The organism is Psychrosphaera algicola, assembly GCF_028401425.1.
GTDB classification, from domain to species: domain Bacteria; phylum Pseudomonadota; class Gammaproteobacteria; order Enterobacterales; family Alteromonadaceae; genus Psychrosphaera; species Psychrosphaera algicola.
Genome location: NZ_JAQOMS010000002.1, coordinates 3,659,575 through 3,681,951 on the forward strand (window position 1 = coordinate 3,659,575; position 22,377 = coordinate 3,681,951).

At 39.9% G+C, this 22,377-nt stretch carries 21 protein-coding genes and 5 pseudogenes; 12 read left to right on the forward strand and 14 right to left on the reverse strand.

Features of this window, described 5'->3' with window-relative positions:
- Window positions 1-10 precede the first annotated feature (10 nt).
- The 3 genes and pseudogenes from PN838_RS20065 (at window position 11) to ung (ending at window position 2,256) form a co-directional block, all read left to right on the forward strand.
- A complete protein-coding gene (locus PN838_RS20065) occupies window positions 11-253 on the forward strand; it encodes a homoserine kinase (RefSeq protein ID WP_272181756.1) in 243 nt (80 codons plus the stop codon).
- A 43-nt stretch (window positions 254-296) separates the two neighbouring features.
- Complete coding sequence (gene thrC / locus PN838_RS20070) at window positions 297-1,574, forward strand: threonine synthase (RefSeq protein WP_272181757.1); 1,278 nt, start codon at window positions 297-299, stop codon at window positions 1,572-1,574.
- Between the two features lie 12 nt (window positions 1,575-1,586).
- Window positions 1,587-2,256 (forward strand): annotated as a pseudogene (gene ung / locus PN838_RS20075) (uracil-DNA glycosylase).
- Window positions 2,257-2,309: 53 nt separating this feature from the next.
- On the opposite strand, the gene PN838_RS20080 reads toward ung, so the two are convergent.
- The 4 genes and pseudogenes from PN838_RS20080 to tal all read right to left on the reverse strand — a co-directional run bounded on the left by PN838_RS20080 (window position 2,310) and on the right by tal (window position 6,397).
- Window positions 2,310-2,489: a DUF3545 family protein gene (locus tag PN838_RS20080; protein WP_215965318.1), complete on the reverse strand. Its 180-nt coding sequence runs from the start codon at window positions 2,487-2,489 to the stop codon at window positions 2,310-2,312.
- A 180-nt stretch (window positions 2,490-2,669) separates the two neighbouring features.
- Window positions 2,670-3,488 (reverse strand): DMT family transporter, encoded by an 819-nt coding sequence (locus tag PN838_RS20085; protein ID WP_252736778.1) that lies wholly within the window; start codon window positions 3,486-3,488, stop codon window positions 2,670-2,672.
- Between the two features lie 150 nt (window positions 3,489-3,638).
- Window positions 3,639-5,267: pseudogene (gene pgi / locus PN838_RS20090) on the reverse strand (glucose-6-phosphate isomerase).
- Window positions 5,268-5,444: 177 nt separating this feature from the next.
- Window positions 5,445-6,397: pseudogene (gene tal / locus PN838_RS20095) on the reverse strand (transaldolase).
- A gap of 252 nt (window positions 6,398-6,649) precedes the next feature.
- Here tal and PN838_RS20100 point away from each other — a divergent pair.
- A complete protein-coding gene (locus PN838_RS20100; protein ID WP_272181758.1) occupies window positions 6,650-7,132 on the forward strand; it encodes a DUF3429 domain-containing protein in 483 nt (160 codons plus the stop codon).
- Window positions 7,133-7,258: 126 nt separating this feature from the next.
- Window positions 7,259-8,044, forward strand: a pseudogene (yaaA, locus tag PN838_RS20105) (peroxide stress protein YaaA).
- Between the two features lie 115 nt (window positions 8,045-8,159).
- On the opposite strand, the gene PN838_RS20110 reads toward yaaA, so the two are convergent.
- Complete coding sequence (locus PN838_RS20110; protein WP_272181759.1) at window positions 8,160-8,606, reverse strand: hypothetical protein; 447 nt, start codon at window positions 8,604-8,606, stop codon at window positions 8,160-8,162.
- An 83-nt stretch (window positions 8,607-8,689) separates the two neighbouring features.
- On the opposite strand from PN838_RS20110, the gene PN838_RS20115 reads away from it, so the two are divergent.
- Entirely contained in the window at window positions 8,690-8,920 is a 231-nt protein-coding gene (locus tag PN838_RS20115; protein ID WP_272181760.1) for a hypothetical protein, read from the forward strand.
- Between the two features lie 223 nt (window positions 8,921-9,143).
- Here the strand turns inward: PN838_RS20115 and PN838_RS20120 are convergent, their stop codons facing one another.
- The 9 genes and pseudogenes from PN838_RS20120 to PN838_RS20160 all read right to left on the reverse strand — a co-directional run bounded on the left by PN838_RS20120 (window position 9,144) and on the right by PN838_RS20160 (window position 15,773).
- The gene (locus PN838_RS20120) at window positions 9,144-9,524 is read right to left on the reverse strand and encodes a tetratricopeptide repeat protein (protein ID WP_272181761.1); all 381 of its coding nucleotides are present in this window, start codon (window positions 9,522-9,524) and stop codon (window positions 9,144-9,146) included.
- Window positions 9,482-9,628 (reverse strand): hypothetical protein, encoded by a 147-nt coding sequence (locus PN838_RS20125; RefSeq protein WP_272181762.1) that lies wholly within the window; start codon window positions 9,626-9,628, stop codon window positions 9,482-9,484. The genes PN838_RS20120 and PN838_RS20125 overlap by 43 nt, the downstream gene beginning before the upstream one ends.
- A 533-nt stretch (window positions 9,629-10,161) precedes the next feature.
- A complete protein-coding gene (locus PN838_RS20130; protein ID WP_272181763.1) occupies window positions 10,162-10,356 on the reverse strand; it encodes a hypothetical protein in 195 nt (64 codons plus the stop codon).
- A 13-nt stretch (window positions 10,357-10,369) separates the two neighbouring features.
- On the reverse strand, window positions 10,370-10,699 hold the full coding sequence (locus tag PN838_RS20135; RefSeq protein ID WP_272181764.1) for a hypothetical protein: 330 nt from the start codon (window positions 10,697-10,699) through the stop codon (window positions 10,370-10,372).
- A gap of 8 nt (window positions 10,700-10,707) precedes the next feature.
- Window positions 10,708-11,265, reverse strand: coding sequence for a hypothetical protein (locus PN838_RS20140; protein ID WP_215965327.1), 558 nt, complete (start codon window positions 11,263-11,265; stop codon window positions 10,708-10,710).
- On the reverse strand, window positions 11,262-11,807 hold the full coding sequence (locus tag PN838_RS20145) for an RNA polymerase sigma factor (RefSeq protein WP_272181765.1): 546 nt from the start codon (window positions 11,805-11,807) through the stop codon (window positions 11,262-11,264). The genes PN838_RS20140 and PN838_RS20145 overlap by 4 nt, the downstream gene beginning before the upstream one ends.
- Before the next feature lie 223 nt (window positions 11,808-12,030).
- On the reverse strand, window positions 12,031-12,834 hold the full coding sequence (suhB, locus tag PN838_RS20150) for an inositol-1-monophosphatase (RefSeq protein WP_272181766.1): 804 nt from the start codon (window positions 12,832-12,834) through the stop codon (window positions 12,031-12,033).
- A 346-nt stretch (window positions 12,835-13,180) separates the two neighbouring features.
- Window positions 13,181-13,531: a DUF2750 domain-containing protein gene (locus PN838_RS20155; protein WP_215965330.1), complete on the reverse strand. Its 351-nt coding sequence runs from the start codon at window positions 13,529-13,531 to the stop codon at window positions 13,181-13,183.
- A gap of 25 nt (window positions 13,532-13,556) precedes the next feature.
- Window positions 13,557-15,773 (reverse strand): annotated as a pseudogene (locus PN838_RS20160) (YgiQ family radical SAM protein).
- Between the two features lie 268 nt (window positions 15,774-16,041).
- On the opposite strand from PN838_RS20160, the gene PN838_RS20165 reads away from it, so the two are divergent.
- From PN838_RS20165 to PN838_RS20190, 6 genes are all read left to right on the forward strand, one after another.
- A complete protein-coding gene (locus tag PN838_RS20165; protein ID WP_272181767.1) occupies window positions 16,042-16,812 on the forward strand; it encodes a phosphatase PAP2 family protein in 771 nt (256 codons plus the stop codon).
- Window positions 16,813-17,390: 578 nt separating this feature from the next.
- A complete protein-coding gene (gene putP / locus PN838_RS20170) occupies window positions 17,391-18,878 on the forward strand; it encodes a sodium/proline symporter PutP (protein WP_272181768.1) in 1,488 nt (495 codons plus the stop codon).
- 105 nt (window positions 18,879-18,983) lie between these two features.
- Entirely contained in the window at window positions 18,984-19,463 is a 480-nt protein-coding gene (locus PN838_RS20175) for a MarR family winged helix-turn-helix transcriptional regulator (RefSeq protein WP_272181769.1), read from the forward strand.
- Between the two features lie 561 nt (window positions 19,464-20,024).
- Complete coding sequence (gene proB, locus PN838_RS20180; RefSeq protein ID WP_272181770.1) at window positions 20,025-20,867, forward strand: glutamate 5-kinase; 843 nt, start codon at window positions 20,025-20,027, stop codon at window positions 20,865-20,867.
- Window positions 20,821-21,120 (forward strand): PUA domain-containing protein, encoded by a 300-nt coding sequence (locus tag PN838_RS20185; protein WP_272181771.1) that lies wholly within the window; start codon window positions 20,821-20,823, stop codon window positions 21,118-21,120. Before proB ends, PN838_RS20185 begins: the two co-directional genes overlap by 47 nt.
- Window positions 21,120-22,376, forward strand: a complete 1,257-nt coding sequence (locus PN838_RS20190) for a glutamate-5-semialdehyde dehydrogenase (RefSeq protein ID WP_215965336.1) — start codon at window positions 21,120-21,122, stop codon at window positions 22,374-22,376. Before PN838_RS20185 ends, PN838_RS20190 begins: the two co-directional genes overlap by 1 nt.
- The last annotated feature ends 1 nt before the right edge of the window (window position 22,377 follow it).

Genomic DNA, 22,377 nt, shown 5'->3' on the forward strand with positions numbered 1-22,377 from the left:
TAAAGATGTCGTGGCTGAACCTTTTAGAGGCGAATTAATCAAAGGTTTTGTTAGTGCGCGTAACGCATTAGTGGAACAAGGGGCTTTAGCGGTTGGAATTAGTGGGGCAGGGCCAACATTGTTTGCTGTAACCACTGAGTTAGCAGAAGCCAAAAACTACGAACAATATTTGAATGAGCATTACCTTCAATCGGAGAATGGTTTTGCCCATATATGTAGAATTGCCCCGCAGGGTGCAAAACATCTAGATTAACCCAGTAAATACTGGAATAAAGTAAGAAGTAACGAGGATTTCAATGTTGTTAGCCAATATAAAACATAACGACCAACAGGTAACGTTTGAGCAAGCAGTAAAAATTGGCTTAGGTCGTGATCAAGGTCTATTTTTTCCACAAAAAATTACTCCGCTTGAAAACTTGAGTGAACTACTGGCAATGCCGTTTGTTGAACGTAGTGGAATAATTATTTCTCATTTATTAAACGGTGAAATCAATGTAGCTGATGCAACAGCTATGATTAAAAATGCCTTTGAGTTCCCAGCACCTTTAGCCAATGTTACTAGTAATATCTATAACTTAGAGTTGTTTCATGGTCCAACGTTAGCATTTAAAGACTTTGGCGCGCGATTTATGGCTCAGTGTTTAAGTCGTTTTTCCCAGGATGGCAAGCTAACTATTCTTACAGCAACATCAGGTGATACTGGTGCGGCGGTGGCACATGCTTTTCACGGCATTGACAACATTCGTGTTGTTATTTTGTACCCTAAAGGCAAGATAAGCTTGTTGCAGGAAAAGATGTTCTGCACATTGGGTGGTAACATTGAAACAATCGCAGTTGAAGGCGACTTTGATGATTGCCAAGCATTAGTTAAAGCGTCTTTTGAAGACCAAGAATTACGCCAAGAAATTGGTTTGAACTCGGCAAATTCAATTAATATCAGCCGTCTATTTGCACAGGTTTGTTACTACTTTGAAGCAATTTCACAATTGCCAGCAGAGCAACAAGATAAAGCGGTAATTTCAGTACCAAGTGGTAATTTCGGTAACTTAACAGCTGGTATTATCGCTAAAGTATTAGGCTTACCAATTAAACGCTTTATTGCCGCTACTAACGCCAATGATACCGTTCCACGTTACCTAGCTACGGGCGAATGGAAACCAAAAACGACAGTCGCGACCTTATCAAACGCTATGGATGTGAGCCAACCAAACAACTGGCCACGCGTAGAATTTATGATTGAGCAAGGTTGGTTTGATAAAAGCTTGTTATCAAGCTACATGATTGACGAAGACTTAACGCAAATGGGTGTTAAAGAACTTTATCAAATGGACTACTTGTCAGAGCCCCATGGTGCGATAGCGTATAAAGCGTTAAAACACGAAATTAAAGAAGGCGAAGTTGGGATCTTTTTAGGTACCGCTCATCCAGCTAAATTTAAAGAAAGCGTTGAAAACATTTTGGGTGAATTAATTTCATTGCCTAAAGAACTAGCAGACGTCGCTGGGAAAACACTATTGTCTAGTGAGATGGCGCCTGAATTTGCTAAACTACGAGCCTACTTAACAAATCAATAGGCAAGGTTATCTTTGAATTGGCAAACCTTAATTGAGCAACAAAAGCAGCTAACGTATTTTCAACAGATTGAAGCTAAATTAGCTGCCGAGGTGGAAAGTGGTGCAACCGTTTATCCGCCTCAGAAAGACATTTTTTCTGCGTTTGATAATACCCAGTTTGACCAAGTCAAAGTCGTAATTCTAGGTCAAGACCCATACCATGGACCCAATCAGGCACATGGTATGAGTTTTTCCGTTTTGCCAAGATCAAAATTCCCCCTCATTACGTAACATGTATAAAGAATTGGCGTTAGAGTATCCAAATTTTGAGATCCCGACGCACGGTTTTTTGCAATCTTGGGCGGACCAAGGTGTGTTGTTGATCAACAGTGTCTTGACGGTTCGAGCAGGTGAACCTAATTCTCATCAAAAATGGGGTTGGGATATCTTCACCGACAATATGATAGCGGCATTAAATCAACACAGAAGTGGCATCGTGTTTTTATTGTGGGGCGCGTTTGCACAGAAAAAGCAAAATCTAATCGACCCAGAACGTCATCATATTTTAACCGCGCCACACCCATCTCCGCTGTCGGCCAGAAGAGGATTTTTTGGTTGTGATCATTTCATCAAAACCAATGATATTTTGGTAAAGCAGAATATGGTTGCCATAAACTGGCAACCGCCATTAAGCTTAAGCTGAACGGTATAGTCGACTTAAAGCAAAAAAGCCCAACTGGTTAAAGTTGGGCTTTTTTAAAAATCTAATTCTGCTAAATCATATTCCATTGATGGGTCGATATCTTTAAGTTCGTCGCGAAGACGATACTTTTCTTTTATCGACTCTATTTCGCGCCACTTACGCTTTGATGCTCGTTTTGAAGACGGTTTGTTATTTTGTACAGCACTTTCGAATAACTCAGCTAGACCTTCCATAATGGCCCCTTAACGTCGTATTAAAATTTTTATTGTTATAAGGAATACTCAGTACATTTTTCGATGCCTGAATAATGCTTAACGCAACATTTACCATAACGCCGTTAAAAGTAAAATACTTTTGTGAAAAAATATGACCAGTTTATGAAACTAATTTGAACAATTTGTCGGGAAAGTAAGCTATTTCCTAGGTTTTATAAGGCCTGTAGTCAACATAACGCCTAATAAAATAAGCAGACCACCAAACAACATATTGATAAATAGTTGCTCATCTAAGAAGACGTTACCAAATACCACACCAAATATCGGAATAAGGTAGGTTACCATCATGGCTTTTGTTGGGCCGGTATTTTCAATCAATCGATAAAATAACACATAAGCAATACCCGTACTGAAAACACCAAGACAAGTTATAGCAAGCCAAGCGTTGCTTGAGACTGAAGACCATTCTAAAGAGCTGCTGAGGAGCACTGGGAGCATAATGATAGCGCTGCATGCCATTGTACTCGATGCAACTAAAAGTGGCGGTACGCCTTGTAGAAAGCGTTTAGAGTAGTTTGCAGATATACCGTATAAACACGTTGCTGTAACAACGGCTAATATTGCAAAGACTTCGGCATTAACACCGTGAGTGAGCTTATGAGATGACAGTACAACAACCCCCGCAAAGCCAACAAACAAACCAAACCAAGCGCTTTTACTTAACGTTACCGACAAAATTATAAAGCTAAACACTGCGCCCCATAAAGGGGTGACCCCATTAATTATCGAGGACAAACCCGCATCGATATTCATTGCTGCATAGCCAAACAACATAAATGGCAGAACTGAGTTGCCTATTCCAACGAATATTATGGGTTTAATGAAAGGTTTAATTGATTTCTGTTTGCTAAATTTTGTGGCCGTTAAGTACAGCAAGGGACTGAGTGTGAGCGCCGCAATGATGATCCTAAGGGACGCTAAATTTGTTGCGCCTAACTCAGGAGCCGCAACACGCATGAATAAAAACGACGCCCCCAAAGAGCGGATAAAATAAGTAATTCGACAAAATGTTTCGCGGCCACGTTGTACTCAACTATAAAAATTAACTGTCAGGCAAAAAAACGCCTCACTAAGGAGGCGAATTATAACACTATATTTGACAATGAGTTACTTGATGACCGCTCTAAACATGTCAACTAACTGCTGAGTAGACGAGTCGAGTTCCGGTTGCGCTTTATCTTGTAATGCGTCTAGCACTCGGTTACCTAACACTTTCCCTAGTTCAACACCCCATTGGTCAAAGCTATTGATATTCCAAATAACGCCTTGAACAAATACTTTATGCTCATACAAGGCGATTAGAGAACCGAGTTGTTTTGGAGATAATTCATCCATCAACAGGGTATTTGACGGGCGGTTACTAAGGCATAAACTTATGTTTAGCCAGTTTTTCCGCTTCGTCAGCATCAACGCCTTTTGCAAGTAAGGCGGCTTTGATTTCTTCTCTTGTTTCACCTTGCATTAACGCTTGAGTCTGCGCAAAACAGTTTGACGCTAACATTTGGTGATGTTCAATTTCGTCATGTGCTGGTTTTACTGGCAAAATGAAATCCGCTGGAACAACGGTATTGCCTTGATGCATTAGTTGGTGGAAGGCATGTTGGCCATTTGTGCCTTCGCCGCCCCAAATAATAGGACCAGTTGAGTATTCAATTTCTTCATCCTCGTGGCTCGTACGTTTACCGTTTGATTCCATATCCAGTTGTTGGACGTATGCTGGGAATCCGCGCAGATAATGCGAGTACGGTAACAATACGTGGCTTTGGCAGCCAAAAAGTTGCTATACCAAACACCAAGTACGCCCAAAATTACAGGTAAATTTTTGGCTAAAGGTGTATTTTGGAAGTGATCATCCATATCACGAGCACCGTCAAGTACCGCGGAAAAATTGTCGTAACCAACGGCAAGGGCAATAGGTAGGCCAATCGCTGACCAAAGTGAATAACGACCACCAACCCAATCCCACATTGGGAAGATATTTTCTTCAGCGATGCCAAATTCTGTTGCTTTGGCAATATTGCTCGAAACACACATAAAATGTTTTGCGATATCAGTAAATTTCGCACCAGACGCCAAAAACCACTCACGGGTTGTTAACGTATTTTGCAAGGTTTCTTGGGTCGTGAAGGACTTAGAACTCATTACAATTAGTGTTGTTTCAGCGTTTAATTTAGCCAAAACGTCAGTTATATGATGACCATCAACATTAGCAACAAAATGTACTTTGATTGCTTTTTGTTGATAAGGTTTTAACGCTTCAGTAACAATTTTAGGACCTAAAAATGAACCGCCTATCCCAATGGCAACAACGTCAGTAAATGTTTTTCCGGTGTACCCTTGGCGAGTGCCGTTGTGAACTTCTGCGACAAATTGTTTGATCTTGGCAAGCGTAGCGTGAACTTCATCAACTACGTTTTCGCCATCTACTAATACCGAATCGCCTTTGGCTCTGCGCAATGCGGTATGTAAAACTGCGCGTTGTTCAGATAAGTTGATAACTTCTCCGGCAAACATAGCGTCACGTTTTGATTCAACACCTGAGTCACGGGCAAGTGAAAGCAGGGCGTTCAAACTTTGCTGGTCTATTCGGTTTTTTGAGTAATCTAATGTAAATCCGCACGCTTTTGTGGTGAATGTTGCTGCTCGATTTTGATCGGCTGCAAACAAATCACGCATATGGCTCGGTTTCATGCGGTTATATTCTTGCTCGACATTTTGCCATGCTTGATTGCTCATTAATTGGTCCTCTAAAAGCTCTTTGATTGACGTTGTAATAAGTATTACAACGATATTTACGAAAATAAAACAAATCGATTTATAGCATTAACGTCTCCCACAACATTAACTCAATATCATCGAATTTATTAAACGTAAAGTGTAGTAGAAACGCGACCTAAAAGGTCGCGTTTAATTTTATAGTTTAGCTTGTAATAATGCTTCAAGCTTAACTTGGTCTTTGGCGAAGTTGCTTATGCCTTCAGCTAATTTTAGCGTAGCCATTGGATCTTCGTTATGATCCCAACGGAATTGCGCCTCTGTTAGTTTTTCAGGTTTAGCTTGAACTTCACCAGAAAACGTTAGTTTTCTTTCTAATGGTTGAATTTCTTGTTCAAGTTCGTCAAGTAATGCAGGTGCGATTGTTAAACGGTCACAACCAGCAAGTGCCTTGATTTCATCGGTGTTACGGAAACTCGCGCCCATAACGACAGTTTGATAACCGTGTTGTTTGTAATATTGATAAATTGAACGAACTGAAATAACACCTGGATCAGTTTCACCGGTGTATTCTTTTTGGTCCGTGTTGGCTTTATACCAATCTAAGATACGGCCAACAAATGGTGAAATTAAGTAAACGCCAGCTTCTGCACACGCACGAGCTTGGGCAAAACTAAACAATAATGTTAGGTTACATTGAATGCCTTCCTGCTCTAATTGCTCAGCAGCTTTAATACCTTCCCATGTTGACGCTACTTTAATTAGTACGCGGTCTTTAGAAATGCCAGACTCTTCGTATAATTTAATTAACTTGTGTGCTTTAGCAATAGTCGCTGCAGTGTCAAATGAAAGACGAGCATCTACTTCAGTTGATATACGACCTGGGATAACGGCACTGATTTCTTTACCGATTAATACGGCTAGCTTGTCACCCGCATCATCTAACTGTTGCTTAGGATCATTAGATTGGCTTTTTGCATAGCTTACTGCTTCATCTAAATAACTCACGTACTCTGGGATCTGAGCCGCTTTTAACAATAAAGAAGGGTTTGTCGTGGCGTCGACTGGTTGGAATTTTTTATCGCTTCGATTTCACCCGTATCTGCGACGACAGTTGTCATTTCTCTTAATTGCTGTAATACACTTGCCATTTTTGGCTCCTAAAATTAACTGAATATTTGGTGTTTATCTAATTGCAGATTGGATTTTGTAGTTCTGTAACTTTATTACAAAAACAGTCTTTCATCAAGTGGAATTCACATTTACCTGTAGGTAAATTACAAACTGTGACGCTATTGTACAAGTACAACAGGTAATTCTGTTATTATGATTTTTCTTGTGAAATAACGGAATTCTATTAAGGTAACCGCTGAAATTCCTTGCAATTAGAATATTGAACAAATATGACCGAATCATTACAACAAAATAGTCAAAATAGCCTGAACTCTCAAGTGCGCATAGTCACCTTTGCAGGGGTACTCCCTTTTGTTTTCTTTACCTTTTGTGTTTGGTTTCCACAACTGAATCCATTTAAAATTGATGCCTTGGTTATTTTCCGCTTTTATAGCATCGTTATTTTAAGTTTTATGGCTGGGGCATTATGGCCTTTGGGTTTTATCGCAGATCTTTCGACCGATAAACGCCAAGTGGTTAGATCTGGACTGTTATGGGGCAGCATAATGATTGCACTTGCCGGTTGGGGAACTTTGTTTTTACTGCCTAAAGTGGCAATTTTTGTTTCAGCGTTGCTGTTTTTAGTCATTTGGCAAATAGAAAATAAAACCCAATTAGTGAAAAGTTATCCACAGTGGTATGCAAGTCTCCGGGCTGGTGTAACTATGGTTGTCGCGATAACACATATGTCCGTTTGGATGACAATTGCCTAAGCATATTTAAAGGTCCTCAAAGTGGGTTAACAATGTCATCGTAGGGACAAATCAACGTCATCGCTTTTTTATGTTAGTGCGTGGGCGTTAATTTGGTAAACTAGTTGCAGTTTATGGCAGTAATTGATGTTGAGATATGTTGTATTTAATTTCCCCGCTAAAAATTTAGATTATGAAACACCGCCTGCTATTGCAGAGTTCACTTTACCCGAGTTGATGGATGACGCTCAAGAGTTAGCAAAAGTCTGTGTTAAATTAACGCCACAGGATTTGAGCTCGCTTATGCACATCAGTGACAAATTGGCTGGGTTAAATGCAGCTCGGTTTACACAATGGCACCCAAATTTTACCACTGAGAATGCGAAACAAGCCGTATTAGCGTTTAACGGCGACGTTTATAGTGGCCTTGAGGCAACTAAATTTAATCAACAAGAATTTGACTATGCCCAGTCGCATTTACGCATATTATCTGGCCTTTACGGGATCTTAAGACCGCTTGACCTAATGCAACCTTACCGACTTGAAATGGGGACCCGCTTAGCAAATCCTCGCGGTAAAAACTTGTATGAATTTTGGGGCGAGATAATCACCAACAAAATTAATGAACAAATTGCAGTAACTGATTCTAATTTTGTGGTGAACCTTAGCGTCTACCGAATACTTCAAATCGGTGAAAAAGAAACAACTAAGTGTGCCATTAGTAACGCCAATGTTTAAAGATTGGAAAAATGGTCAGTATAAAATGATCAGCTTTTTTGCTAAAAAGCCCGGGGCATGATGGTTCAGTATTTGATTAAAAACCAAATTAAAGACCTTGAAAATTTACTTAAGTTTGACATGGATGGTTATGAATATAACGCGGACTTGTCTAAGCCAAATGAACCTTGTTTCACCAGACGTATTGCAGATTGATCTAGATAATTGAACAGCTTTTTAGCGCTCCATTATAAATTTAAAAGGGCTGTATTATTAATACAGCCCTTTTGTATTGTCACTTTGTTAGGGTAAGAAGTGATCAAGCTATGGGTTAAGCTTTACTGTCATGCCAACTAAATTCACATGACTTGTCATATTCCTTCCAAACAACAGGTGTCCAGTGTTGTCCCGTTCTTATCTGTGATTTTGCATCCCGGTTAAACTTTGAGGCTAAGGCATATTTTTTATCCGCGCTCACATTTAAGGTTAATGTTTTCGCTTCGCTCGTGCCATTGAGTTGTCTAAAACGTCGAACCGTTTGATCATCTATCATTTCCTTCAGTTCGATTTCATGAGTCCCGACAGGTAAGTTCATTGTTTGTCTTTGGCCCATAATATTCTTACCATCGACTTTGTAAATAAAAGCAGGGTAGATGGATTGTGATTCTTTCGTAATGTTTTTTACCGTAATTTGACCACATTGTTGGTCAGCCAAAACTGTGCCAGAGAAAGACGCTCCAGCAGCTATTAGGCATGTTGCGATTATGATGTGTTTCATGTGTATTCCTCTTATTCATAAAAATGACGAACTAGAATTTTCAAATAAGGGCTGTCAACACTTTCCCTAACAGCCAATGTTTATTGTTAACTTCATTATTAAAGACAATACTCGACGGTTATTGGTTACAAATAAATATGATAAAAGGTTATCCACCGCTGCCCATAATAGCGGACAAAGCGATATCATTGAGTTCGCCTGCCAATATTTGGTATTGGCTAATACTCATACCTGTGCAAGTTAAATTTCGTTCACAGGTTTGGCTAAATATTTTAGAGCCGGTATTAACTCGATATTTTTCAGGTGAGATATGAGAAAAGCGCTGAATTTCATAATCAAATATTTCAATTAACGATGGTGCGCGAACGGTTATGACCTCTGTGCCATCGTCTTCAGGCCAACGAAACGTAGATTTTCTCTTGGCTTTTGAGTTTGGAGCCTGCTGAGTTTCGATGCTGTCAGATGTCTTATTTTGAATGGCGCCATTCGATTTTTTCGCAACGACTTGTTGCTCCGTATTGGCTTCTGTTTCCTTAGCTAAATTTGTGATGATCTCGTATACATCAGGTAAGTTGTCGGCATTAACTTCCCTTTTAAATAGATATGCTCGATAAATTCCCTAACCTGCTTGTTATTCTGTTCATAGGCTTTAGTTAGCCATTTGTCAGCATCTGAAAGTGATTTTTCACCTAATTGGCCACGATAGTAAATAACACCGAGGATAAATGAAGATTGCCCACTGCCATTGCGGGCTGCCTTTTTAAAGTATTTTAAAGACTCATCGTAATCAAAGTTTTCTTTGTCAGTAAGGTAGATATAACCAAGTTTGAACTGCGCTAAGGACGAACCAAATTTTGCAGCCCGCCGATAAGTTTTTATCGCGCTGGAGGGATCTTTTTCGTGCCGTATCCTACCCAATACATATCTCCTAAGGCGTACATTGCATCAGCGTAACCACGTTTAGCATACTGCCTAAACTCTTTAAAGTAAGTCACACACTCAGCATCAAGACATTCTTCCATTTGATTGGCATAGATTGTTGGATTAAAAAAATCAAAAAAACGATAAATAATTTTTTCATTTCAAGCTCCTTGTTTATTTACTTGCATTCATTACGTTAAATACGATGTGTCAGTTCTGTTAATCGTCATGCCACTTTAATTCGCAGCTTGCTTCCGAGACTTCTAAAACACTAATTTGCCATTCTTTATTATCGTTAATCATTTCAGCCGCGAGCAGATAATTTTTGTTTGGAAGAACATCAAGCGTGAATTCCTTTTTTCATGAAGGGTTTTAAACATCGGACGCTTTTTTGTATATCTTGCTGCGGGTTCAGATTTAAATAGAAGTTTATGACGGCCAGCTTTTAGTCTAACAGAGTTTAGGGCCCCGTTTTGCTTTGAAATAATACCCATGTTGGAAACGATTTGACCGCTGAAGTTTTGGGTCGTTTTACCATCGATACGGCGCAGTTCTAACGGAAAAAACGTTCTGTCGCTTCTTGCTTTTGGGATCGTGTATACACGCCCACATTGATCTTCTAAGTTGTCTAATTTTAGGGTGAAGTCAGAATATCAGTGACACTTAACACGGCTGTTAAGGTTTTTCGCTCGCCACCTTGCTGTACGTCTAATTTGATACTTTGTTTGTCGGTGAAACTACGAACAAAAGAAGAGAAGGCCGTAAGTTGGCTTCTATGGGCTGGAATATCATCGAGGAAAAATAGTTTATCGCCGGAATTGAGTCCCAATTTTTCCGCTACGCTACCTATGGGTGATACCGACTATATGAAAGTAGTTGTCGTTACTTTGAACATCGAGCACTAAGCCTAGATCACTAATACGTGTGGGTTCTGAAGACAATAACTGTTCAAAATCACTTAATGAATTACCTCTTTGCGCCTCAATGTTTTTAACCCGTAAAATAGTCTCAGTTGTGGTTTGCTTTAATTGCGCTAATAATTTTGCTGACTCAGGTGATAATGAATTTGTTTCGTCATCACTGAATGGCTGTCCTTCAACATTTTTATTCGCTAGTAGCGAGCCACTTGAGATAAGTGCTGAGATAAATAAAATAACTTTTACATAAGACATAACAATCCCTATATCTTCATTGTGGCAGGCGAAGTGGTTTTAGCTAAAATCCTTTCGATTTCAGATTTTCGTTGACGCCACAAATCGTGAATAACAACTTTATTACTTTGACTTAAATATGCGTTTTGGATCTGACTGTCTAATAACATCAAATTATGATTAATCTGAGCGGTTTCACTATAATCATACTGCCTTGCCATTTGCTTTTGTAATTCAGTATTTTGATCTATCAAAAGGCTTGTCTCTCTGTCTATCGTGTTATTTTCGGGCATCAAAAAATATACTGAAGTTGCAAATAAAATGCTCGCGGCCATGGCAAACCATTTGGGTTGTAATTTTAATTTAGTGACATTTGAAGTTGGATTTTGGGCCCGTTGAAAATCGTCCCAACTAGGTGCGCGCTTATTTTCGATATTTGTTGTTAACTCGGTTTGCATGTTCAAATTGGCAAACGAACTTCGTATTGCAGTCAAATTATTGAATCGAGACAGACACTCCTCACATTGCATAATATGTGGCTCGTCACCTGTGGATCCTAAAAGTTGTAAATCGGTTAAATGTTTCATTGTTCTGCCAATACTTTTAGTTGCTGATAACAACGCATCAAGACAACTTTTGAGTAACTCACTGACTTATCCAATAACTCAGCAATCTCTTTATGTTTATAGCCTTCAATTTCGTGAAGGACAAAAACGGTTCTGTATTCGTCATTAACCCGCATTAACAGAGAATTTATATCTCGAACCGCACTAAGCCAATTCTCGTTAAACAGACTTGTCGTTTCGATAATATCCTCTTCGGGGAGTTCGCAATTAAATTTGTTTTGTACTTTAAGCTTGTTAATTGCTTGGTTAATCACAATTCTTTTTAACCATGCAACAAAAACCTGTTCACCTTGGTATTGCTTGATATGGCGAAATACATTGATAAATGCATCCTGTAAAACATCCTGAGCCAACTCGTGATGCTTTACCATTCTCAGTGCAATACCATAACCAATACCGCTGTATTGTTCGTAAATTGCTTTAAATGCAGCTTCATCACCAACTTTTGCGCGCTCTAGTATCTCTTTTGAGACAAGTTGGTTAAATTCCGTATTTAAAGGCATAACATCCATAAATTTCGAGTTTTATCTAAAGACAATGGGATCGTTCAAAAGGTTACAAAAAATTTAACCATATAGGTTTTTTTCTTTAGTATCGAATTTTAACGAGATTTATCTGTGTTGGAGGATTGGTATAAGATAGCGAAATGCAGATACAAAAAAGCCCGCTACATTGAACGGGCTTGATAAGTTAAACCAAAACGTTTGAGTTTTGGATTAGCGGTAATTACTTAGAACGTAAACCGTCGTTTAAGTGTGGACGAATCGTTTTTAAAATTGAGCCCAATACTTTTGGTGTTGCGACAACGATATTGCCAGATTTGTCGAAGTTGTTACCACCTTCAAAGTCAGATACTACCGCACCCGCTTCAATGGCGATTAATTGGCCGGCAGCTGTATCCCAAGGCTTTAAGCCCATTTCCCAAAAACCTTCCATACGACCCGCTGCGACATAAGCCAAATCTAATGCAGCTGAACCGGCACGACGCATATCCGCAACTTGTGGGAATAGGTCAGCAAAGATGTTTTGATAAGCTTCAAGTTGGTGTTTTTGTTTGAACGGAAAGCCTGTTCCAATTAACGTGCCTGAAAGGTCACGTGCTTTAGAAACTCGAATGCGTTTGCCGTCTAATTGAGCGCCTGCACCTTTCGATGCAGTGAACATTTCACCACGAATAGGATCTAAAATTACGGCCTGTTCTAATTTTCCATCAACCTTAAGGGCAATAGAAACGGCAAAGTGAGGGATGCCTTTAATGAAGTTTGTTGTGCCATCTAATGGGTCGATGATCCACTGATATTTTTCGTCGCCTGCGGTAATTCCACTCTCTTCGGCAATGAATGAGTGATCTGGGAAAGAGGCTTTGATAGTTTGGATGATTGCTTCTTCTGCTTCCTTGTCAACATTAGTTACAAAGTCATTAGAGCCTTTTAGTTCAGCTTTAACCATATCAAGTTGCTCGAACGCACGAGCGATAATTTTACCAGCATTACGCGCAGCACGGACTGCGATGTTTAACATCGGTTGCATTTACAATCACCTATTTGTAGAAAGAACGTAAGTATTCTGAATATTCGAAGACACGGCAACGCCGCAGAGTCTTATACAAGCTTTCGCTTTGAGCTCTACATCAAACATCAGAACAGATTACTAAAGAACATTTTTTAAACAGTCGCGCATTGTAGAGATTTTTTGAAAAAAGTAAATAGTTAATGCTAAAAATGTGGAGGCAATGGCTAATTTTGACTAGGGTTGTAGAGGTTTTGCACAGGAGTGGCTGAATAAATCAGCAGCAGTAAACAAGCGATAATTTGGCAGGGTTAAACGAAAATTTAACCCAAACCAAATGTGCTAACTGTTTAAATATCAAACAATTTTATAGCGCTTCAATTTCAGCAACTTCCTGCGTAAAGTCGACAACTTCTAATTCTTCGCATGGGCCATTATCTTCCCAGTCTAAGCCGATTAAAATGTCGTCTTCTTTTAGTTCCTCAAACCAAAACTCTAACCATTCAGCAACAGAAATTTGAGTTGGGACAAAATCAGACCATTCATCAACACAACATTTTTGTGCCATAGACTCTGTAGACCATAACGGCATTGTTTCTGCGTTTTCAAAATTTGAAGAATCGGCAACAACCCATCCGTCATTCGCTTTGTCGTGTAAACCCCATAACATTTGGGTGGCTTTTACTTCTTTAAAAAATTCTGCAGTTACGTCAGACATATTGATTCCTTACCGGGTACGGTTTTTAGTATTTGATTTTGGTTTTTTGTCGACGTCGATGTTGAACCACTATTATTGCGGCTCGATGACGCAGGAGCTGGTTTTTGCCATGTTTAAATTGGCCAAGCCCTGTATGACGAGACAATGCTTTTTGTCCACGACCACCTTTGCTAGCAGACATACGTTCTTCATCTGCGGATGCTGGTGGCACTAAGTGTTGTTTACCGTGACCGATTAACTTAGTCAGGCCCATGTCTTTTAAGGCATGGCGGATCATTTTCCAGTTTTTTGGATCGTGATAACGCAAAATAGCCTTATGTAAACGACGTTCTTTTTCGCCACGAGGGATCGCAACAAGATCGTTTTGACGTTTAACTTTATGCAGTGTATCAATTTCAGTGTGATACATAGTTGTCGCCGTCGCCATTGGCGATGGGTAGAAGTTTTGCACTTGATCGAGTCTGAATCTGTTTTCTTTTAACCAAAGGGCTAAGTTGATCATATCGTCAATAGTTGTACTAGGGTGCGCAGCGATAAAGTAAGGAATAAGGTACTGCTCTTTTCCTGCCTCTTTCGAGTACTTTTCAAACAACTCTTTAAATTTGTCGTAGGTGCCCATACCCGGTTTCATCATCTTAGACAATGGACCTTCTTCGGTATGTTCAGGCGCAATTTTTAGATAACCACCAACGTGATGAGTAACGAGTTCCTTGACGTAACGTGGGTCTTGGATCGCTAAGTCATAACGCACACCAGAGGCGATAAGAATTTTCTTCACACCCGGTAATTCACGTGCTCGCTGATACAATTTAATCGTAGGTTCGTGGTCGGTGTCCATGTGCTTACAAATATCGGGGTAGACACAGGATGCACGGCGACATGTTGCTTCGGCTTTAGCGCTTTTACAACGCAACATATACATGTTGGCCGTTGGGCCACCTAAATCAGAGATGACACCAGTAAAGCCTGGAACCGTATCTCGAATTTGTTCAATTTCATTGATGATTGAATCTTCTGAACGACTTTGAATAATACGACCTTCATGTTCGGTTATTGAACAGAAAGTACAACCACCGTAACAACCACGCATGATATTAACTGAAGTTTTTATCATTTCGTAGGCTGGAATTTTTTACCTTCATACTTTGGATGAGGGATACGCGCAAACGGCATTCCAAAAACATAATCCATCTCTTCCGTTTCTAAAGGAAACGCTGGTGGATTGATCCAAACACTTCGGTCACCGTGACGTTGGAATAACGCTTTAGCACAACTAGGATTGGTTTCCTGATGCAAAATTCGGTTGGTATGTGCATATAGAGTTTGATTTTGTGATACAACTTCAAACGCTGGCAGTTTAATGTAAACACGGTCCCATGGACGTCTTAACTGCGCTTTGGTTTTTTCTTGTCGTATGGTTGTACAACAATCGCTTGGCTGGCGTCTTTATCTACTGCGCTTTCTTCTATGGCTTGATCTTTATTGCCACAAGTATTTGGCTCGTAATCTTGATAAGGGCTATAGAGAGGGTCGATGATCCTGGTTTGTCGATTTGTGTCGAATCAATGCCTTGCCAATCTGGTAACGCATCTTTAGTTATAATTGCGGTGCCACGAACGTCTCTAATATCTTTTATATCTTCACCACGAGATAAACGATGCGTGACTTCAACAAGCGGGCGTTCAGCATTACCAAAAACCAACATGTCGGCTTTGGAATCAAAAATGACACTTCGGCGTACTTTGTCTGACCAATAATCGTAGTGACTAATGCGGCGTAAGCTTGCTTCTATTCCACCAACAATGACCGGGACACCTTTGAAGGCTTCGCGACAACGTTGTGAATAAACCGTTACTGCACGGTCTGGGCGTTTACCACCTATATTGTCTGGCGTGTAAGCATCATCATGGCGTAATTTACGGTCCGATGTATATCGGTTGATCATTGAGTCCATGTTACCGGCGGTAACCCCAAAATACAGATTTGGTTTACCGAGTCGTTGGAAATCATTTTTACTTGTCCAGTCTGGCTGGTCGATGATCCCAACGCGAAACCCTTGAGATTCCAGCATTCGGCCGATAACCGCCATACCAAAACTTGGATGGTCGACATACGCGTCACCCGTAACAATAATTACATCGCAGGAATCCCATCCTAGTAAATCCATTTCTTCACGAGTTGTTGGTAAAAATGGCGCTGGACCAAAACATTCCGCCCAAAATTTTGGGTAGTCCCACAACATTTGGTCACTATGGACGGTGGCCTGTGGTGGTTTGACTGCTTTTGTCGCAACAGTAGATTGAGATTGCATAAATAGATGTACCCGAGCTTTGCAATTAAATATCAACTTGAACAAATTTTGTACAAGAAATGAAGACGCGGGATTATACAGAAATTTGATCAGAAGTGGAAAAGGGTTTTCCCTATATTCGAACTTTTCATAAATATATAACTTGAAGCTTTGCAATTCCGCCTTAGAATAGAGGCGATTTTTTGTCTAAAGGTGCATTATGAGTGAACAGATGGAATCGGCAACTGAATGTGTTGAACCGAGAAAAACAATAACAAAATCAACATGGTTTGGACTTGCGGCGTTTGTTTTAGTTTCGTTATTTTTCTATTTATTCCCGCAAGTAGACTTGTGGGTTTCAAGTAAATTTTACGATGAACAAAATGGATTTTATTGGAATGAAACCCAATTAGTTCAAATAACCTACGATATCTTTAAGCATATGCCTAAGTTATTGCTACCAGTCATGTTTATATTTTTACTTTTAAGTATTAAAAACGTGTATTGCAAAATCCGTCGGCATTTGTGTTTATTTGCTTTAGTCACTTTATTAGTTGGCTCAGGTATAATTGTCCACAATGTATTTAAAGATCATTGGGACCGAGCTCGTCCAAGAACGGTTGTCGAGTTTGGTGGTGACAAGACGTTTTCTCCTGCGTGGGTAATCTCGGACCAATGTGAACGTAATTGTTCATTTGTCAGTGGTCATGCTGCAATGGGCTTCTACTTTATGATCTTAGGGTGGTTACTAGGTTCACGTAAGTGGTTCTACATCGGTTTAGGTATAGGCGCGGCCGTTGGCATGATACGAGTTGTGCAGGGAGGTCACTTCTTAAGTGACTCCATCTTGGCTGGGTTTATGGTCTACTGGACAATTTGGGTATTTGCAAAATGGATGCGGGTTCCTAATCCAGGAGACGATTGGCAATGCCCACAAGTTGAAAAGCAGCGTAAGTTATGTGAGCAAGAAAAAGCCGCTGAATCAGCTTAATTTATCTTTATAGTCATAGCATCACGTTCGACAATTTTATTTGGAATAGAATTGTCGTTCGTGAGATTGTCCCCTCGAAAACCTTTCGTTTAGTAAGCATTATTTTACAATTCATCGTGCTACACCTCTCTTCATCATAATTTGTTTTCTACTATTCCCTACCGAACTCATCGCTTGGTTCTCTTAAATACCCTTATCTTTGTTGCCTTTTTCATATGTTTTTTCCGAACTGATTAGCTTACTAATTAACTAAATGTCTATGTAACCTTGAAATAATTACTAATTTCGCCCAGAATACTTAGTGTTCTAATAGTTAGAGGTGGAATCATGTTTACTGGTAAGCGATTAAGTAGAGCACCGGATTATATTGGGTATCTTTGTTTTTGGTTGATTATAGGTGTTTATGTGGTGCCCACTATGGCTTTTAGAGGTTTGTGCAGTGCTGTCAATTATTTGGACAGGCTTACACAAAAGTGGTTATATGGTTAAATTAATTCGTAGACGAATTAATTATTGATTGCGCCAGAGAGAATGTTTATACATTCTTTCTTTGTATTTAACACACTATGAAGTTGATTATGTCGATAGATTATTCAGTTGTTTCTATAGTTTTATATTTTGTATTATTAATCGCAATAGGCTTTTATGCCATGCGTCAATCCACATCTAATAACAGTGAATATTTATTAGGGGGCAGACAAGTTGGCCCGAACGTCACTGCTTTGTCCGCAGGTGCGTCTGATATGAGTGGCTGGATGTTGTTAGGATTACCTGGCGCTGCTTACACCACTGGCATTGGCAGTATTTGGTTGGCTATTGGTTTGGTGATAGGTGCTTATGTTAATTATCTCATTGTTGCACCAAAACTGCGGGTTTACACTGAGCTTGCTAATGATTCTTTAACCATTCCTGAATTTATGTCTCGTCGATTTATGAAAGACAAAAGTCACCTGCGACTTATCGCGAGCGTTGTTATCATCCTATTCTTTACCGTATATACGGCGTCTGGCCTTGTTGCCGGCGGCAAGTTATTCTCCTCAGCATTTGCGACATCTTATTCATTTGGGGTTTTTGCAACGGTAGGAATTGTAGTCGCATATACTGTTATGGGCGGATTTTTGGCTGTGAGCTTAACCGACTTTGTACAGGGGGTTATTATGCTCATTGCGCTCATTGCAGTGCCATACGTTGCATTTATCTCAATTGATACAGTGGCACAGTCAACGAGTTTTGGTTCTCAGTTTTGGGAGTTGTTAACCAAAGAGGCCAATTTCGAAATTGTTGCCTCCATTAGTTTATTCTACTGGGGGCTTGGTTACTTTGGGCAACCACACATTATCGTTCGATTTATGGCGATAAGCAGTCACAAAAAATTACCACAGGCTCGAAGAGTCGGTATAAATTGGATGATCGTATCTATTATCGGGGCGTTATTAACCGGTATTGTCGGTGCTGCGTATATTAAATCTGTTGGTACACAATTGAGTGACCCTGAAACGATATTCATTCATTTGTCGCAAATTTTGTTTCATCCTTTAGTTGCTGGCTGGTTATTAGCAGCAATTTTAGCGGCGATTATGAGTACGATTTCCTCACAGCTTTTAGTGTCATCCAGTTCGCTTGTTGAAGATCTTTATAAAGTTTACTTTTCAGAAAACGTAAGTCCTGAAAAATCACTAATTATCAGCCGTGCTTGTGTAGTGGTTGTTGCTGCTTTAGCGTCACTTATTGCACTTGCTGAATTAGGCGGTGTACTTAAATTGGTCTCTAGTGCTTGGGCAGGTTTTGGTGCCGCATTTGGTCCAGTTATTCTATTCAGTTTATGGTGGAAGCAATTAACTGAACAAGGCGCAATTGCAGGCGTATTAGCAGGTGCTATTACTGTATTTATTTGGGGTTATATTCCATTGTTACCAAATGGACTAACATTGAGCTCTGAGTTTTATGAACTGTTACCAGCATTTTTAATAAGTTCCTTGGTTATTGTGATTGTAAGTAAACGCACACAAGTACCATGTGAAAAGACAACTGAGTTATTTGAGCTAACTAAAAATTCATTAAGTTAGTGGTCAAATAATTTGAATAATAAATAATTGCTAGTGGATTCTATGTTGCCAACATTTGTGAAGCAGAGTAGAGTTCGGCATTTTTAAGATTACGGCGGGTGTACATTGGAAAAATATGAAGAGTTGTTAGTCGCAATTCGGCAAATTATCCGCGCAATTGATTTGCGTTCTAAGAAGTTAAGTAAAGCAGTTGGGATCACCGGCCCACAACTGTTGGTTTTGCAAGAAGTTTCGGCTTTACTAGGACTGACATCAAAGCAGGTATCGGACAGCATTAACTTATCTCAAGCAACGGTAACGAGTATTTTAGACCGTTTAGAGTCAAAGGAGTTATTGGTGCGTAAACGCGATAGTGAAGACCGCCGAAAAGTTTCTTTATATTTGACCGACCTGGGCGTGGAAACATTAAAAGATGCGCCACGTGCAATGGAAGATACGTTTATTGAAAAGTTTGAAAACATTGAGCCTTGGGAGCAGACATTGTTGCTATCAAGCGTTCAGCGAGTTGCAAGTATGATGAACGCAGGTGAACTCGATGCAGCACCAATTCTTAATCTAGGTGAAATTCACGCACCTAAAGATTGATTGCATTGCAGTATTAAAGAACAAAACCGCTCTAACTAGAGCGGTTTTTTGTATTTATCCATTAATGCCGGTTACTCGAGTCGCCACAGCAACTGTACTCAATTTTAGTTGAGGCAGGGTTAGGCGCATAATTTTACTTCAATCAATTAGTTTTGATAAGCGCAAGAAACCAACATGGTTTTAGCAGTACACTTTCCGCTGACTGCAATGCCCAGTAGCTATCATCTTTATCCTAAGCTTAAATATCGCGACCTTACCTAAAACATATTCTGTTGTTTAATACGTCCAAACTGCAAAAACGAAATGGATTGGCTCATCAGGGTTGTAGTGGAAGATAAAATGTTTCCTGTAAAAGCGTAAACACCAGTGTTTCTTGTTTATAATATTAGTTTACGAAATATATATATCGAATGAAAATAAACCGCCATAACATTATATAGCCTTGTTTTCGGAGCTTTTAGGGGCTATAGACAAGGTGCTAAAAGTAATTTCAGGTTGATTAAAAATTAATAGTTAGTATACTAAACATAAGTTCACTAAATATATTTTTGGAGTTTTGTTTTGTTTTCTAGTTTTAAACGAGTTGTATTGAAAGTGGGTAGTGCATTGATAGCGCCGAGTGGAAGTGGATGTAGCCCTCACAAATTATTTCCTATCGCTCAGTTTATAATTGATTGTCGCCAACGAGGCATAGAGGTTGTTTTAGTTTCCTCTGGGTCTATTGCGGCAGGAAAACGACATTTTCCTAAAATTGATAGTGCTGATGTGTCTATCACAATGAAAAAAGCAATGGCCGCAGCGGGTCAAGCTGAAATGGTTTCAACGTGGGATAAGTTGTTTGATTTTGCGACTTGTCAAATTCTGCTGACGCATGGTGACTTACGAGACCCTGAACGTTATGCAAGTGTGTCGTCAACCATCGACGAAACCCTAAAACACGGTATTTTACCAATCGTAAATGAGAACGATACTATTACCACTGATAAGCTAAAAGTTGGCGACAACGATAACTTAGCGGCTATGGTTTCAGCGGCGGTTGGCGCAGATGCACTAATCTTATGTACCGACGTTGACGGTTTATATTCCGCAAATCCAAAAGACAACCCAGATGCCAAACACATCCCAGAGGTCCGTTCTATCACTGACAGTTTACGCAATTTAGATATGCGTACGACCAACTCAGTTGGTACTGGTGGTATGGCAACAAAAGTTCAAGCGGCAGAGAAAGCCATTGCAAACGGCATTGCGACTTACATTATTCACGGTGAACAAGCGGATTCATTTCCTGCACTGTTACGGAACGAAAACCCGGAACAATCTTCTTTCCATCAAAAAGTCCAATCAACGACAAAGATCATTGGCTCAGATACACCACACGCGCCGGGGCGAGCTTGTTGTAAATAAGGCTGGTGAAAAAACAGTAATCGACGGTTTACTTAGTTTATCAAGCGAGCAATTGCTTGAAGTAAATGGTGACTTTAATACCGGTGATACTGTTGTTATTAAATCTGAAGATGGAAAATCTCTCGCGAAAGCAATCACAAATTGCAGTAGTTGTTTAATGTCCTACCTAACAGAACAGGAGGATTCGTCGTCGCTAAACCATTTAGATTCTGTATATGAAAGCGACCAAATGACACTGCTTAAGGAAGTTTAATGAACAATATAGAGACTATGGCTCGAAACGCTAAACGCGCATCAAAAGTATTAATGTTGACGCCAGAAGACGTAAAAAATCGTCTTATTTTGGAAGTGGCGGCAAGAATTAGCAGTAATAAAGACATGATTTTACAAGCCAACTTTGTCGATGTTATTGGCGCTAAAGAAAAAGGCGTTGATGATGCATTTATCGACCGGCTGACACTAACCGAAGATCGCCTAGATGAGCTATGCAGTAATCTAGTTACGCTAACTAAACTGGACGATCCAGTCGGTAAAACTGAACACTTTTCTACTCGTCCAAACGGGCTTGAAGTGACAAAGATGAGCGTGCCGCTTGGTGTGATCTGTATGATTTACGAAGCACGTCCTAATGTTACCGTAGAAGCCGCGTTAATGTGTTTAAAAGCGGGTAATGCCGCTATCTTGAAAGGTGGCAAAGAAGCCAAGAACACCAATTTAGCATTTGCTGGGATCATTCGTTTAACACTCGCTGAGTTTGCGCTACCTGAGAACCTTGTTACTTTGGTTGAGTCCACTGACCGCGAAGACTTGTTAACATTGATGAAACAAAAAGATTCAATCGATTTGGTTATCCCTCGTGGTGGCGAAGGCTTAGTTAAGTTTGTGTCCGAACATAGCCTAATCCCTGTTATTCAACATTTTAAAGGTGTGTGCCATTTATATGTCGACAAATATGCTGACTTTGATAAAGCGATTAACATTCTGATTAATGGCAAAACCCAGCGCACTGGGGTGTGTAATGCCCTTGAATGTTTATTGGTTCATAAAGACATTGCAGACGACTTTTTACCTGTTGCAGCCCGAGTTTTAGAATCACATGGCGTAAAAGTAAATACCTGTGAAAGTGCTCATAAGTTCTTTTTGAGCCCAACTTTGTTAACGCCAGACAGCTTTGGCCAAGAATACTTGCGTAAAGAAATCGCCATACGTACCGTACCGTCGTTAATTGAAGCTATCACGCACATTGACCAATTCGGCAGTAACCACACAGAAGTGATCATTACCGAAGATAAAGACCGCGCTAATACGTTTATTAAAACAGTAGATGCGTCAGTCTGTATGGTTAATGCGTCATCGCGTTTTTCCGATGGCAGTCAGTTAGGTTTAGGTGCAGAAATTGGTATTGCAACCACTAAACTCCATGCTTATGGCCCAATGGGGATAGAATCTCTAGTGACCCAAAAGTTTGTTGTTTCTGGCGAAGGTCAAGTGCGAGGTACTGGCGTTTAGT